Raw genomic sequence first — 13,654 nt, 5'->3', positions numbered from 1 at the left:
ACTCGAAAGGTTTTGACCAATAAAAAGGTGATGGGGAACGGGGTGGGGCACTTACAAAAGAAATACATCGCGCGTATAACCCCCACCAAACAGATAGGAGTTGATGAAATGGACACGGAACTAAAGAACGAAGAATTATTGCGCAAAGCAATTGAGAATTATCGTTTTTGCGAACAGCAAGTAGAAGATGCCAAAGCACTGATAAAAAAACATGGACTTACGATTGAATCGGCTTCTAATGGTCTGATTAGAAATCCGGCGGTTCAAATCCAAGATACATACTTGAAGCAAATGAAAATACATAGAGATGACATTATTAAACTACGTGAGTTACTTGGTATTCAGTGGTTAAACAATGGTGGTGGTGAAGATAATGAACCGGAGCCGGAATTGTAAGTATGTTGATGAATATCGAAAAAAAGTTGAGATGGGAATAATTAAAGTAAATAAAGATAGGTTTGCATTATTTGACTATTTAGATTTGCTAGATTCCAAAGAGGATAACTATTTCGATATGCAAATAATTGAGGATTATATCAGCATTACTGAAGCTTACTTTTTCCCATTATTAGATTGGCAAAAGTTTTTTGCAAGTTATTTTCTTGGATACCGTCAATCAGATGGAATATTGAGATTTAACGAATTCTTACTGCTCATGGGTCGTGGTGGTGGTAAATCTGGTTTTGGCGCATCATTAGCATTCTTCCTTACATCAAAGAAGAACGGTATCGATAAATATGGAATAGATTTTATCGCAACCAGTGAAGATCAAGCAAAGATTATGTATGAAGAAATATACGATATGTTAAACAATTGGCGACCAACTATGAAAAAGTCATTTGATTGGACAAAAACAGCGATAGTTAATAAAGCGACAAAATCAAAAATTAGGTATCGCACTTCAAATGCCAGGACAAAAGATGGTGGTCGCCAAGGAGCAGTTTTCTTTGATGAAGTACATGGATTCAGTAGTTATGACAGCATAAAGGTTTTCCGCTCTGGTCTAAATAAGGTTGCAGATAATCGCACCTTGTATCTTACAACGAATGGTGATATTCGCGATTCAGTACTTGATGACATGATTGAAATGTCAGAATTAGTACTTAAGGAATACAACCCAGCAGATAAGTTCTTTCCATTCATTTGTCGGCTAGATGATGAAGAACAAGTTAAGGATTTTGATAATTGGGAAATGGCAAATCCATCAATAACAGTATTTCCAATATTAAAAGACGGAATGATTACCGAGTATAACAAGGGGCTAAAACATTCTGAAACTATGTATGAGTTTATGACAAAAAGAATGAATATGCCATTTAAGAACGCTTTAAACGAGGTTACTAGTTGGGAAAATATCAAAAGAGCATCTAGAGAATTACCTGATTTAAAAGGTAAGAATGCTATTGGTGGTATCGACTTCGCTTCATTCAAAGACTTTTGTGCAGTTGGATTGTTATTTAAGGAAAATGACCAATATTACTACATCACTCACGGTTTTATTACAAAGCAGGCAATATTCGAACAAGGCATCAAAGCGCCACTTGATACATGGGCTAAAGATGGGTTAATCACGATTGTAGATGATACTAGCATATCGGCACAACACACATTAAATTGGTTTGTCGAAATGAGTAAAGACTACAACGTTGGAGTAATCGCCTGTGATAGTTATAGGTTTGATGTTCTTAAAGAGATATATTCCGAATCACCGTTTGAACTAAAGTGTGTACGTTCTGGATATATTACGCATAACAAATTGGCACCATTGATTGAAGATGTATTCGACAGAGATTTAATTAGCTATGGTGATAATCCATTTATGCGGTGGAATGTAAATAACGTCTATGTTGATGTTGATGCTAAAGGTAATAAGTCATACAAGAAAAAGGAATATAAGACGAGAAAGACAGACGCATTTATGGCGATGATTCACGCATTTGCTTATCGTGACGAATTACCCGTAGCTGCGCCGATATTAAATATAGATTGGTTAGATGATTTATAGAGAGGAGGGATAATTTGGGATTATTTAATTTTTGGAAAAGTAAAAACAGTTCCTCATTCCTAGAAATTCCGATTGTAGCTGGGGGAAGTGCTGACGAAGATAAATTCAAGTTGCTTGCTATTTCTTCGGCAGTTGACTTAATCGCAAATGCTATCGCCATGTGTGAGTTTAGAACCTTTGAAAAAGACAGTGAAGTAAAAAAGATGAATTACTATATGCTCAACATTAAACCTAATCCTAATCAAAATGCAATTGAGTTTTGGAAAGCGGTTATTGAGAAGCTTTATTTTGACAATGAGGCTTTAGTTGTTTCAATTCCTGATGGACAAAACAATTATCTGTACTTAGCTTCTTCTTTTGATCGCGACGACTATGTATTAAAACCAAAGTATTTTAATAACGTTGTTATTGATGATTTGTCGTTAAATCGTTCGTTTAAAAGAGATGATGTGTTTTATTTCAGACTTAATGATAATTCAGCTATTTCAATGATTGATGATTATTATTCGACATTTGGTAAAGTTATTGCATCTACATTATCAAGCTACAAAGCTGGCAAGGCTTTTAGAGGAATCGTTAATATTTCGGCTGCTATGTCAGCTCAAGATGATGCAGAGAAAAAAATAAAGCAGTATTTTGAGAAGTTATTCAACGCCTTATCAAGTGATAAGCCCGTGCAGTTGGTTCCTTTGCAGGAAGGGATGAAGTTCGAGGATTTAAACAACCAGTATAAATCCTCGTCATTCGAGGATACAAAGAATGCGTTGGGAATGGTTAAGGACGATGTTGCTATGGCACTACATATTCCTGCCGGGCTGCTAAAAGGAGACCTAGCAGATGTAGAAGCTCAAACAAAGAACTTCATATCATTTTGTATCAATCCAATTGTCGAGTTGCTTGCAAGTGAGATCAATCGACAACTATATAAACCAAGTGAATTTCTACAAGGTGATTCGGTGTTCATTGATACAACAAGAGTAGTTTATATTAACCCATTTGAAGTAGCGGAAAAAATTGATAAGTTAATCGCAACTAGCGTTTACTCGCCGGACGAAATAAGAATTAAGCTCGGAGATAGAGCAACCGGAGAAGCAGGAATGCAGAAACGATATTTAACTAAAAACTATGGTGAATTGACATTGAAAGGGGGTGAGAATGGTGCTGGAAGTAATGAACAAAGTAGCAACGGAGATTAAGCTATATGACTACATTTATAGTAGTACGCAAAAAGAGTTTGAAAACGCACTTAGCACCTCTAAAGGCGGTGACATTACCGTTTATATCAACTCGGGTGGTGGTGATGTGTTTGCATCGGTAGCTATCCATAACATGCTTAAACGCCATGATGGCAAAGTGACAATTATTGTAGACGGATTAGCAGCCAGTGGAGCAAGTATTATTGCGATGGCAGGTGATGTTATCAAAATGCATAACAACTCAACAATGATGATTCATAATGCATGGACGTTTGGCGCTGGTAATGCTGACGACTTTGAAAAGCTCGCTTCAGATTTACGGACAATTAATGAAGCGGTTGTTAATAGCTATAAGACAAAAATTAATATTTCAGATGATGAGCTCAAATCATTATTAGATGATGAAAAATGGTTAAGTGCTGAATCTGCACTTGAATTAGGATTTTGTAATGAAATTATTCAAGATGAAAACACTCAAGATAATAAAGTTGAAAATGAAGAAGATGAAGAAGATGAAGAAGAAGTTGAAACTACTGAAAACTCATATTCAACGAAGTTTATGCAAAGCGATGCTTTTGTAAAAAATATATTAGATGCTTTAGGAGGCAGAAAAAATGATGAATCAAGATAAATTAAATGAATTTAAAAAACAAGTTTTTAATGACAGTTTAACAGAAGATGAAAAGCAAGAAGCGTTTGCTAGTTACATCACGGCAGTAACTGAAAACGCAGCACAAAATACGCTAACTGAATATATTAACGCGCAAGATAAAGACGTATTAATTCAACGTGGCGCTCAAGTTTTGACTACTGAAGAAAATGAATTCTACAACAAAATTAAAGATGAAGAAAATTATGGCACTAAAGAAGAGTTTGCTTTTCCGGCAACAATTGTTGATCGTGTATTTGAAGATTTACTTCGTGACCACCCATTATTGTCAAAGTTAAATATTACATACACAAAAGGGCTAACACGTTGGGTATTCTCAAATGTAACCGGTGTAGCTACTTGGGGTAAACTAAACGATAAAATTACTGCCGAGTTAACTGCTGGATTTGAAGGTGTTGATGCAGGGTTAAACAAACTATCTGCATTTATGACTATCCCTCTTGCTATGCTCGAACTTGGTAATACATGGTTAGACCGTTATGTTCGCACAGTATTGAGCGAAGCAGTTTCAGTAGCTTTAGAAGAAGCAGTTGTGAATGGTACAGGAAAAGACCAACCAATCGGAATTTTGCGTTCGACAGAAAAAGATGCAGTAAATGGAGAGCAACCATTGAAAGATAAAATTGATTTGGCTGATTATACTGCTCAATCATTCTATGAATTAAAAGGAAAATTAAATAAGGGGCGCAACTACAAACGTCCTAATGGCAGCCTTTTACTAGTAATGCATCCAGATACATACACTGACCAATTTGCTGGACAAGTCACAATTCAAAACGCTCTTGGTGTTTGGGTTATGAACTTACCAATCGCAGTAGAAATTGTAGAATCATTCGCTGTTGAAGTTGGTGTAGCAGTGTTTGGATTTGGAAAGGATTATGAAATGGCAATTGGCATGGCTGAAAAAATTGAATACTCTGATGAGTTCAAATTCCTTGATGACCAACGAGTTTACAAGACACGGTTATTTGCTCATGGATTATCAATTAAAGATGGGAACTTCTTGGTAGTAACATTACCAAAAGTTAGTAATTCACCCAGTTAAGCCCGTAACAATTGATGTAGCACCTGATACCGTTAACTTAACAAGTGGCGGTAGTCAGGTTGTTACTGTAACAATTGAGGGCGCTACTAATAAAATGTTCATGTATGAAACGTCGGACGCTGATGTTGCTCAGCCTTCAGCACAAAGCGACACTGAATTACAAATCTATGGCGATTTAGATGGTACAGCTACTGTAAAAGTATATTCGGCTGAAGATAATTCGGTGTTTAAGAATATAACAGTAAATGTTAATTCAGCTTTGCGATCATTCGGGTTAACTTCTGATCAGTTAAAAGCAATATTAGATGAAGCGGGAGTTAAATATCCAAGCAATGCAAGAAAAGCAGAATTACAGGCGTTAGTTGATGGATTGGCAGTTGATGAGTAATGGGAGAATTATTACCTAAACTAAAACAAAGACTTAAGGTTGTCTCAAATGTGTTTGATGATGATTTGAAGTTAATCATAGATTCGGGTATTGAGTATTTCAAAAATATCAATGACGACTTCAGTCCGGGAGATAAACATTCTGACACCGTATTGTTGTTTGAATATTGCCGTTATTATTTCAACGATGTTGGCGAACTATTCTCAACAAACTATGCTAAAGAGTTGCTGCAATTAAGTCTGCGGGGTGTTATTGATGAAACTAAAGTCGGAGACAGTAGTTCTGAATGATGGAATATGTGATGTTGGAAAAATCGAAAACAAACGAGTAAATGGCGTCATTGACGGAAAAGAGTTTGTCAAAGAGTATTCGTTGTACTATGGACGTGCATTTAACAGTGAAAGGTTCTCATCAAAAAATAGTGCTGAATCTAAAACCTATGATTTACAGATAGTTACCTTGAAAGAGGATTTAATAGACAAGCACATACAAATTGGCGATGAAATTTACACAGTTATTTCAACAGTTGATATTTCAGCACTTAATCAGAAAGTAACAATGCAAAGGGTTGGTGTAGATGAGCAAATTTCAAATAGCGAATGATGTTTTATATTCACTTTTAAATACAAATAAATGCGGTGTCTATTATAAACAAGCAGATGCTAATGTTTACCCGCGCATTGTATATCATCAAATATTTAACAATAGGTATTCGGCGTCAAATGAAGAGTACATTACTAGTTTTACCTTTCAGGTTTCATTATTTATGCAAACAATGGACTTCGAGCTGCTTTCTGATGTTATGGGAAGCCTCAAGTCTGATGTTGTATTTATTAATTCTGATTGGTTGGAAGGTGCGACTGAAAGTAAAGAGATTTATCACATGAAGTTAGAAGTAGAGGTGTTGGTATGAGTAATGATTTAGAAACAGCGTTTGAATTTGTATCAGATACATTAAGAAAGCTGGAGTTAAATCCAACGCAAATCGGCAACATAACTGAGAAGGCTGCTCAACACGGAGTTGAAAAGGTTCAGAGTCAAGCTGAGTTTGTTAAGGGTTATTCAAAAGGAGCCATTAAAAAAGATGGCATAGCTTATCAAATTGAAGAAGATGGCACGGCATCTATTGGATGGACTGCTGACGAATTTTATGGACGATTTGTCGAAGATGGAACCGAGTTCCAACAAGCGCAACCGTATTTACGCCCTACATTAGAAAGTGAAACAGAGGCAATGATGGATATTGTTGCAAAAGAAATTGAAAAATTAATTTAAGGAGATGTTATAGAATGGCAGGAAATACTGTTACAGAAAAAAAGCAAAGTGTAATTACTGGCCTATTAGATAGTTATATTACATTTATCAAAGACCGAGAGGCATCGCCGGTTGAATACGAAAACGAGACAATTCAGTCACCAAACTTAAAGTCTTACAAACAAACAATTACTAATGAAAGTACTAAAATTACAGCTTCAAATAAGGTGTATGATGTTGTACCAGGTAATAATGAGTTAGAAGTTGCTTTGAGTACTATTGCTACTCCGCCGAAGGTACAAGCAAGAATATTGGGTCGCAAGTTTGAAGAAATTGGAGAAGTTGGTTATGTTGCAGCCGTTGGGGAGCAAGCAAATCCCGAAGCATTCGCACTTACAACTGAGTTACCAATGCGGAGCGGTGGTTCAACTTTTATTTGTTATCCACACTTACTAATGGCTAAAGAATTAGAAAAAGAGCATAAAGAAATGGGTAGCGGTTATGAGGAGAATCCAGACGAATATACTTTTACGGCTATGTCAGCATCTAAAGATGGTGAACCATGCATTTTTGCTGAGGTAAATAAAGACAATGTGGATTTAGTTCGAGCACAATGGCACTCTAACCCGCCACGTGATCATGCCGAAGCAAAGTTATTAATCGAAACAGCGACTAATAATTTAAAGAAAGAGTAGGTTTTTCACATGAGTGTAATCAATCATAAGTCGCTAACTATTGGCGATAAAACATACAGACTTTTCCTAAGCACTGGAGCTATGGAGTGGTACGAGGAAATTACAGGAAAATCTTTCCACGCGCTTGCCGATTCGATGGATGGCAACAATATTTCAAATCTGTTCGTGAGGGACATGAAAACTATTGTGTATTGCGCATTAAAGTCTATGAATGAAATTAACCCCACTTACAACATTGACATTAATGAATTGAAGGACTTGAACGGTTGGCAATATACCGATCTTGTGAAAGCTGTTGGGTTGGCGTTTGACACTATGAATATTAAAGCGGCTGAGAAGCAAGCAGTCAAACACCCGGCAAACGTAAAAAAAAAGAGACGATAGATTTTAATTTTTTAAGAACTATCGCATATCAAATAGGCATGACCGAAACTGATTTTAAAACAATGGATATATTTGAACTCAACAATATTATTGATCAATATTTTGAAATTGAACGTTTGAGAAACGGCGGTAAGGTTGAAAATCAAGAATCTAGCGTTATTTCAGACGGTGATGCCTTTTTAAGTGAAATGGGGGGTGTGTAGGCATGGCGAAAAATAAAGTTGCAACAGTAGGTTTTAAAATAACTGCTGAAGGTGCGCAGGAATATGTAAAGACGGTTAACCAAATGGAAACGTCGCAAAAAAAGAGTGCGGCATCTTTTAAACTTCAAAATGAAGAAATGAAAAAGACTGAAACTCAATCTGAAAAACTAGCACGAAAGCATCAATTTTTGACTAGTCAAATTGCTACACAATCCGACAAAGTAAAGGCAATGAAAAAGGCTTATGAAGAAGAGAGTAAAACTCGTAGTCTAAGCGTTGCGGAAGTTGAAAAGTACGAGAAGAAAATAAATTCTGCCGAATATGCTTTAGCTAAGTATAAAAATGAGTTGAAAGATGTCGAGAAAGCAGAGAAAGACTATTCCAAAGGACTGGGTCAGTTAGGGACTAAATTAACAGATAATGCCGAAAAAATCAAAAACGTTGGTAAAACAATGACTGTTATCGGTGGTACGGCTGCTGGAGCATTAACTGGTGCTTATGCAATTTCTCAGAATCTAAATAAAAGTTGGAATACAATTGCCAAATCAACAGGAGCGGTTGGTGATGAACTTAAGGAACTAAAGGAAACAGCCAAGGACGTATATGGAAGTGTTGCATCTGATAGCGATGATGTTGCTACTGCAGTTGGTGATTTAAATACTCGATTTGGATTCACAGGAAGTGTATTAAAAGACGCTTCTGTAAACTTTTTAAGATTTGCGAAGGTTAACGAATTAGATGTTTCATCAGCTATTCAGTTGGTTTCTCGCGCGATGGGTGATGCTTCAATTCCTGCTGAAGAATATATGAGCGTATTGGACACGTTGACAGTTGCATCTCAAAACACAGGTATATCTATGGATGTGCTTACCACTAATTTGGCGAAATATGGAGCCCCGATGCGTGCTTTAGGATTTGAAGTTAAAGAATCAATTGCTTTATTTAGTACTTGGGAAAAAGCCGGAGTTAATACAGAAATTGCATTCTCTGGTATGAAGAAAGCAATAAGCAATTGGAGTGCCGCTGGAAAAGATGCGAAAGTAGAGTTTAAGTCAATGCTTGAGCAAATAAAAAACGCCCCAAATATTGCCGCTGCTACAACAATGGCAATTGAGACGTTCGGCGCTAAGGCGGGTCCGGATTTGGCAGATGCCATTAGGGGTGGAAGATTCGAGTTTGAGAGTTTACTAGATACATTAGCTGGTGCCGATGGGCAACTGGCGGCAACTGGCTCAGAAATATCGACACCGATGGGAAAGCTGACTATTGCAACACATAATATGGAATTGGCTATGGCGGAGTTTGGAGATGTTATTGCTGAAGTTGTTGCGCCAATAATAAGTGATTTGGTGCCGATTATTCAAGGAGTAGTGAAATGGATCAAGGAGTTAAGTCCCGAAGCTAAAGGCTTAATTGTTGCGATAGTTGGTATTGTTGCAGCCTTACTACCATTAGGAGTAATTATGATGGGATTAATGCCAATTATTACTGGAATAGGAGCAGCAATAGGGTTTTTAACAAGCCCGATTGGTTTAGCTATATTAGCTATCGCTGCGATTGTTTTAGCAGTTACAGTGTTCAGGGATGATATTTTAGGGATATTTACTGGGCTTAAGGATGGCATTTATCAAGTGTTTGGACCTTTTGCAGACCTAATATACGGGGTACTAGTAAAACCATTTGAGGATTGGTTCAATGCGGTAATAAAGGTATTTGATAACCTTATTGCTTTTGTAAATAATGTGTTAGCGGGCAATTGGGAAGATGCTTGGTATAACATTGTGCAAATATTCGGTGGACTATTTGATATGCTGTTTGCATTTGTAAAAGTCCCCTTCAATGCAATTATTGGACTAATTAACTTAGCAATTGATGGTATTAATACACTGTTAAGAACAATTGATATTCCCGATTGGGTTCCGTTTGTAGGTGGATTTAAGTTCCCGACAGTACCACACATCCCATTGCTAGCCACTGGTGGTATTTTGACTAAGGCAACATTGAATATTGCTGGCGAGAGAGGTGCTGAAGCAGTTGTTCCAATGACAAATGGTGGAGTTCAACAAGAACTTGCAAATTGGATATTATCAGGCATGGAAAAAATTGGTGCGAATATTGGCGGTAATCAACCTATTCAAGTTGTTGTTAACCTTGACGGTAAGGAAATTATAAAGTATTTACTTGATGATGTGAATAAACAGCAAACAAATGAATTGCAAGTGCAGATGAGGGGCTTTAATTATGGGCGAAAATAATAACTTTCGATTAACCGCAATTAAGATTGGTTCTGCTGATGATGAGCGTGTTATTTGGGATAGTCAATTTCAGCGGGATAATTACACAATTATCAGCGGGAGTTTTGCCGGCAATCGTAACGATGTTGACGTACTAGAGTTTGAAATACTACGAGAACACCCATTGTATGATTGGTTAGAACCAATGAGTACACTTGTATACTTGTGGAAGTCAGACCGCTGGGAGTTTACAGGACGAATTCTAAAAACAATTGATGTATTTGATGATGGATTGTTGAAGAAAAAAATAATATGCGAAAGTGCCGAAGCGTTTTTAAATGATTGCTTATTAATGACAAATGGCAATGCCTTTGGTATTACGCCGAACGATGTTATCAAGAACTTTACTAACCGTGTCTATAATGCCGGACAGCCAAAGGAAAAGCAAATCCAATTTATTTCTGTAACTGATCCGTACTTTGATACAACAAAGTTTAAGATTAATGATGATTTCGGAAAAAGTGGTGTTGAAGCTTTGAACGTATTTTTCGATTCAATTGGAGCAACATTTAACATTAGACGCTATGACCCAGAAATCGATGGCGGAGATACATTGCCAAGCTGGGCGTTGATTATGAATGTATATTCTAAAGACCATGACGTATTCCGAGTAAATCAACCAGTTAAACTTGGATACAATATTCGGTCTTATGAATTAACTGAAGATGCTACCAATTTAGCTACGGAAGTATATGCGACCGGTCGAGATGATTTAAGTAATGGTTCGGTCAATGATGCTGTTTCGATTGCTAAGTATGGGAAAATCATTGTTCAACCAAAGAATAATGAAATCGTAGATAAAGCAGCTCTGACTTCATGGGCTAAAGAATATTTGAATCAATACAAAACACCAATATATTCACTTAGCTTTTCTACTTATGATTTATCATACGTTGATAATGTCGATGCGTTCAAGGTTGGTAATATTATCAGGGTATTTGAACCAGTGCAAGGAATTGATGTTGAGATGTATATTGAATCATTGAAATATGATTTATTAAGTCCATATGACGTTCAAATTGATGCAAGTAACAAGAGTGCTAACTTTGCTCGTTTACTTGTAAGGAGTGTGCTGTGATGGAATATATGATATATCTAGATGGCGCATTATTATTTGATTCTAAAAATGGTAATAGCTATCTGATATCAGCAACCGGAAACAATATCATGAATGACTTTTCTACTTTTGAATTTACTCTATTATTCGGTTGTGATGTTTCAATAGAAACGGGTGCAACGCTTGTTGAAGTGTTTAAGGATAGCAAGAAAGTATTTGCTGGTGTTCCTGTTGTAAAGAAGTCAAACATGGATAATCAAGGGTTATTTACTGAAGCGTACACGTGTAAGTCACTGATTAGTCAGTTAAATAATGTCATTCTAAATACTGACAAAACGTACAATCAGAAATCAAAAGCTGTTATTGATGATATTTTGAATCAGTATAATTCTAAAGCTACTATGTACAAAGTTAATGGCAGAAATATTAGCGTTAATAAAGACTTGATTTATGAATTGAAAACGCCCATAACCGTGTATGAAGCATTGATGGAGATAGTAGATATTGTGGGTGGTTATATTGTCGTAGATAACGTTGGTAAAGCTCTTAATATATCCCATTTACCAATTGTTAATGGCGGTGAGCTTCTAGGTGATATTAATAATACGCTTATGGTTGAACAGACGCTTGATGGAACATTATTTAAAAACGGAATAATGGCGGTGAGTGAATGGGAAGAAGAAGTACCTATTTATGGTTGGATTGACAACGGAAATGCTATTCCTAATAACCTTGTTTATGATAATTACAAGGGGCTAAGTTCAATAGTTGGTGCTAACCACGCTGATTTAGTGCAAGTAAACACTCATTTCGATAATCGCTATTGGGGAAATGGATTTAAAGATTGGGTTGGGATATTTGGCTATGGTGGCGGTTATCCACAGCCCTATTATCAACACAATGGTATCGATATCCAGGCATCTGTTGGAACACCGTTATATTCTCCACCGTTTTGGACAAAAGTAATTGATGTTAACTGGTCTAATGCAAGTGATGATCGAGGCTTATATGTGTTTTTAGAAGTTGTAGATTATGGTACACAGAGAGTTAAGCAATATGGACAGTTTTATTATTTGCATATGTCATCAATAGAGCCGTCAGTTGGACAACTTTTAGCGCCAAATACATGGATTGGAAGAACTGGAAATACAGGATTGTCGAGTGGACCGCATTTACATTTCGGAGTAAGTTTCAATTACTATGGTTCTCAAGGCGGGGGACTTGCCGCTGGGGCTAATTTGCGCGACCCATATCAATATATCTTTAACATTGGTGAAAACAGCTTCGACCCATCAACTAAAGGTTTAGAAGGATGGAACACATTTATTGTTGCAAAAGAATGGGGAATAATCGGATACAAAATGGAGCCAAGGCAAATTGTTAAAAAAATTGTTGATGCTGATAGTTACAAGAAATTCGGGGGAGTATATGCTGTTATTAGAAATAATGATTTGCGAACACAAGCAGATGTCGATGCATTAGCTCAACAGTCGCTAAATATTTATTTACAAATTGGTTTGAATAGGAGTGTCGAGTTGGATTTGGCTTATATTAGTGCTGATATTATCGGTCAAGGAGTTACTATTGGCAATGTGCCATTCATGAATGGAGAAGATACTCATATAGTTGGGTATAACTACGATGTACTCAATCCCCAAAATGATAAACTCATAGTTGATAATGAGCCATTAAGTTTTATAAAGATGATTGGAGGCGGTAATTTTGCGTAAACGGAATTGGGTAAAAATAAACGGTGTAGACTTGAATAGGTTTGCGTTAGGAGTGCAGTTTTATATTTCTGATATATTAGTCGGCACATCTGAAAAAAAGAATATTGGTGTTGAAGTACCATTCAGAGACGGCACTATATGGCAAGAAAATATATTCGATAATAAAAATCATTTCAGAGACATACCGTTGTCATTTACTGTTGCGGTGGTTACAAAAAATCATTCAAGAAGTGAAACGTATGATATTGGCCAACTACTCATTGATAATATTGTTGTTCCAGCTTCTATGATGCGAGTTGAAGTATCTGATCGCGAAGGTGATATCTTTACTGCTAAGCATACAAGTACCGAAGTTACAAAAGCCGAAGGAAGCGAAGGATTAGTATACTATAAGTTTAATTTTCTAGCATTACCGTTTGTCAAAGTGCAAATTGGTGGTTATGGATATTGCGATTTGTTTGACGAAGCAACAGATTGGTGCGAAAGCGACTATTATTACAAAACAAATACGTCAATGATATATGAATTAAACTTCCATAATGAGGTTACCGAACTTGTTATCAATGTTGACAAAGACTGTACCGTATCAATAAATGGTAAGAATGTGGCGTTGATAGTAGGAAACAACACAATTATTGCAAATCAATTGCAAATGAAAAACACGCTTAAATACAACTTGGCAAACGTTAATGTATTTGTCGAATACGAACAGATTAAGTATATATAGGAGGTA

The 13,654-nt window shown here is 36.5% G+C and carries 17 protein-coding genes; all 17 read left to right on the top strand.

From position 1 onward, the window contains the following. Positions 1-108 precede the first annotated feature (108 nt). The 17 genes from FEZ08_RS09515 to FEZ08_RS09440 all read left to right on the top strand — a co-directional run bounded on the left by FEZ08_RS09515 (position 109) and on the right by FEZ08_RS09440 (position 13,648). Positions 109-396, top strand: coding sequence for a P27 family phage terminase small subunit (locus tag FEZ08_RS09515; RefSeq protein WP_171015019.1), 288 nt, complete (start codon positions 109-111; stop codon positions 394-396). Next, complete coding sequence (locus tag FEZ08_RS09510) at positions 356-2,005, top strand: terminase TerL endonuclease subunit (RefSeq protein ID WP_138191757.1); 1,650 nt, start codon at positions 356-358, stop codon at positions 2,003-2,005. Before FEZ08_RS09515 ends, FEZ08_RS09510 begins: the two co-directional genes overlap by 41 nt. Positions 2,006-2,019: 14 nt before the next feature. Then, entirely contained in the window at positions 2,020-3,201 is a 1,182-nt protein-coding gene (locus tag FEZ08_RS09505; protein ID WP_171015018.1) for a phage portal protein, read from the top strand. Then, on the top strand, positions 3,176-3,832 hold the full coding sequence (locus FEZ08_RS09500; protein WP_138191753.1) for a head maturation protease, ClpP-related: 657 nt from the start codon (positions 3,176-3,178) through the stop codon (positions 3,830-3,832). Before FEZ08_RS09505 ends, FEZ08_RS09500 begins: the two co-directional genes overlap by 26 nt. Further along, positions 3,816-4,916: a phage major capsid protein gene (locus FEZ08_RS09495; RefSeq protein WP_138191751.1), complete on the top strand. Its 1,101-nt coding sequence runs from the start codon at positions 3,816-3,818 to the stop codon at positions 4,914-4,916. Before FEZ08_RS09500 ends, FEZ08_RS09495 begins: the two co-directional genes overlap by 17 nt. Before the next feature lie 94 nt (positions 4,917-5,010). After that, the gene (locus FEZ08_RS09490) at positions 5,011-5,304 is read left to right on the top strand and encodes a HeH/LEM domain-containing protein (RefSeq protein ID WP_138191749.1); all 294 of its coding nucleotides are present in this window, start codon (positions 5,011-5,013) and stop codon (positions 5,302-5,304) included. Beyond that, the gene (locus FEZ08_RS09485) at positions 5,304-5,594 is read left to right on the top strand and encodes a hypothetical protein (RefSeq protein ID WP_138191747.1); all 291 of its coding nucleotides are present in this window, start codon (positions 5,304-5,306) and stop codon (positions 5,592-5,594) included. Before FEZ08_RS09490 ends, FEZ08_RS09485 begins: the two co-directional genes overlap by 1 nt. Then, a complete protein-coding gene (locus tag FEZ08_RS09480) occupies positions 5,560-5,907 on the top strand; it encodes a hypothetical protein (protein WP_138191745.1) in 348 nt (115 codons plus the stop codon). The genes FEZ08_RS09485 and FEZ08_RS09480 overlap by 35 nt, the downstream gene beginning before the upstream one ends. Continuing rightward, positions 5,882-6,217 carry a hypothetical protein gene (locus FEZ08_RS09475; RefSeq protein ID WP_138191743.1) on the top strand — a complete coding sequence of 112 codons (336 nt, stop codon included), beginning with the start codon at positions 5,882-5,884 and terminating at the stop codon, positions 6,215-6,217. The genes FEZ08_RS09480 and FEZ08_RS09475 overlap by 26 nt, the downstream gene beginning before the upstream one ends. After that, positions 6,214-6,579: an HK97-gp10 family putative phage morphogenesis protein gene (locus tag FEZ08_RS09470; RefSeq protein ID WP_138191741.1), complete on the top strand. Its 366-nt coding sequence runs from the start codon at positions 6,214-6,216 to the stop codon at positions 6,577-6,579. Before FEZ08_RS09475 ends, FEZ08_RS09470 begins: the two co-directional genes overlap by 4 nt. A gap of 14 nt (positions 6,580-6,593) precedes the next feature. After that, on the top strand, positions 6,594-7,253 hold the full coding sequence (locus FEZ08_RS09465) for a major tail protein (RefSeq protein WP_138191739.1): 660 nt from the start codon (positions 6,594-6,596) through the stop codon (positions 7,251-7,253). Between the two features lie 9 nt (positions 7,254-7,262). After that, entirely contained in the window at positions 7,263-7,637 is a 375-nt protein-coding gene (locus tag FEZ08_RS09460) for a hypothetical protein (RefSeq protein WP_138191737.1), read from the top strand. A 38-nt stretch (positions 7,638-7,675) separates the two neighbouring features. Continuing rightward, the gene (locus FEZ08_RS12215) at positions 7,676-7,840 is read left to right on the top strand and encodes a hypothetical protein (RefSeq protein ID WP_171015017.1); all 165 of its coding nucleotides are present in this window, start codon (positions 7,676-7,678) and stop codon (positions 7,838-7,840) included. A gap of 2 nt (positions 7,841-7,842) precedes the next feature. Beyond that, positions 7,843-10,095, top strand: coding sequence for a phage tail tape measure protein (locus FEZ08_RS09455; protein ID WP_138191735.1), 2,253 nt, complete (start codon positions 7,843-7,845; stop codon positions 10,093-10,095). After that, a complete protein-coding gene (locus FEZ08_RS09450) occupies positions 10,082-11,212 on the top strand; it encodes a phage tail protein (protein ID WP_138191733.1) in 1,131 nt (376 codons plus the stop codon). The genes FEZ08_RS09455 and FEZ08_RS09450 overlap by 14 nt, the downstream gene beginning before the upstream one ends. Next, positions 11,212-12,921: a M23 family metallopeptidase gene (locus FEZ08_RS09445; protein ID WP_138191731.1), complete on the top strand. Its 1,710-nt coding sequence runs from the start codon at positions 11,212-11,214 to the stop codon at positions 12,919-12,921. Before FEZ08_RS09450 ends, FEZ08_RS09445 begins: the two co-directional genes overlap by 1 nt. Further along, complete coding sequence (locus FEZ08_RS09440) at positions 12,914-13,648, top strand: hypothetical protein (protein WP_138191729.1); 735 nt, start codon at positions 12,914-12,916, stop codon at positions 13,646-13,648. Before FEZ08_RS09445 ends, FEZ08_RS09440 begins: the two co-directional genes overlap by 8 nt. The last annotated feature ends 6 nt before the right edge of the window (positions 13,649-13,654 follow it).

This window comes from Culicoidibacter larvae, assembly GCF_005771635.1.
GTDB classification, from domain to species: Bacteria; Bacillota_I; Bacilli_A; order Culicoidibacterales; family Culicoidibacteraceae; genus Culicoidibacter; species Culicoidibacter larvae.
Note: the sequence above shows the minus strand (reverse complement) of the source record. Positions and strands in the feature narration are given on the sequence as shown.

What these genes read in the sequence shown, in the direction of transcription:
- FEZ08_RS09455 (WP_138191735.1), top strand. Translation starts at nt 7,843, where the DNA reads ATGGCGAAAAATAAAGTTGCAACAGTAGGTTTTAAAATAACTGCTGAA.
- FEZ08_RS09500 (WP_138191753.1), top strand. Translation starts at nt 3,176, where the DNA reads ATGAACAAAGTAGCAACGGAGATTAAGCTATATGACTACATTTATAGT.
- FEZ08_RS09470 (WP_138191741.1), top strand. Translation starts at nt 6,214, where the DNA reads ATGAGTAATGATTTAGAAACAGCGTTTGAATTTGTATCAGATACATTA.
- FEZ08_RS09445 (WP_138191731.1), top strand. Translation starts at nt 11,212, where the DNA reads ATGGAATATATGATATATCTAGATGGCGCATTATTATTTGATTCTAAA.
- FEZ08_RS09450 (WP_138191733.1), top strand. Translation starts at nt 10,082, where the DNA reads ATGGGCGAAAATAATAACTTTCGATTAACCGCAATTAAGATTGGTTCT.
- FEZ08_RS09460 (WP_138191737.1), top strand. Translation starts at nt 7,263, where the DNA reads ATGAGTGTAATCAATCATAAGTCGCTAACTATTGGCGATAAAACATAC.
- FEZ08_RS09480 (WP_138191745.1), top strand. Translation starts at nt 5,560, where the DNA reads ATGAAACTAAAGTCGGAGACAGTAGTTCTGAATGATGGAATATGTGAT.
- FEZ08_RS09465 (WP_138191739.1), top strand. Translation starts at nt 6,594, where the DNA reads ATGGCAGGAAATACTGTTACAGAAAAAAAGCAAAGTGTAATTACTGGC.
- FEZ08_RS12215 (WP_171015017.1), top strand. Translation starts at nt 7,676, where the DNA reads ATGACCGAAACTGATTTTAAAACAATGGATATATTTGAACTCAACAAT.
- FEZ08_RS09485 (WP_138191747.1), top strand. Translation starts at nt 5,304, where the DNA reads ATGGGAGAATTATTACCTAAACTAAAACAAAGACTTAAGGTTGTCTCA.
- FEZ08_RS09510 (WP_138191757.1), top strand. Translation starts at nt 356, where the DNA reads ATGGTGGTGGTGAAGATAATGAACCGGAGCCGGAATTGTAAGTATGTT.
- FEZ08_RS09490 (WP_138191749.1), top strand. Translation starts at nt 5,011, where the DNA reads ATGTTCATGTATGAAACGTCGGACGCTGATGTTGCTCAGCCTTCAGCA.
- FEZ08_RS09475 (WP_138191743.1), top strand. Translation starts at nt 5,882, where the DNA reads ATGAGCAAATTTCAAATAGCGAATGATGTTTTATATTCACTTTTAAAT.
- FEZ08_RS09515 (WP_171015019.1), top strand. Translation starts at nt 109, where the DNA reads ATGGACACGGAACTAAAGAACGAAGAATTATTGCGCAAAGCAATTGAG.
- FEZ08_RS09495 (WP_138191751.1), top strand. Translation starts at nt 3,816, where the DNA reads ATGATGAATCAAGATAAATTAAATGAATTTAAAAAACAAGTTTTTAAT.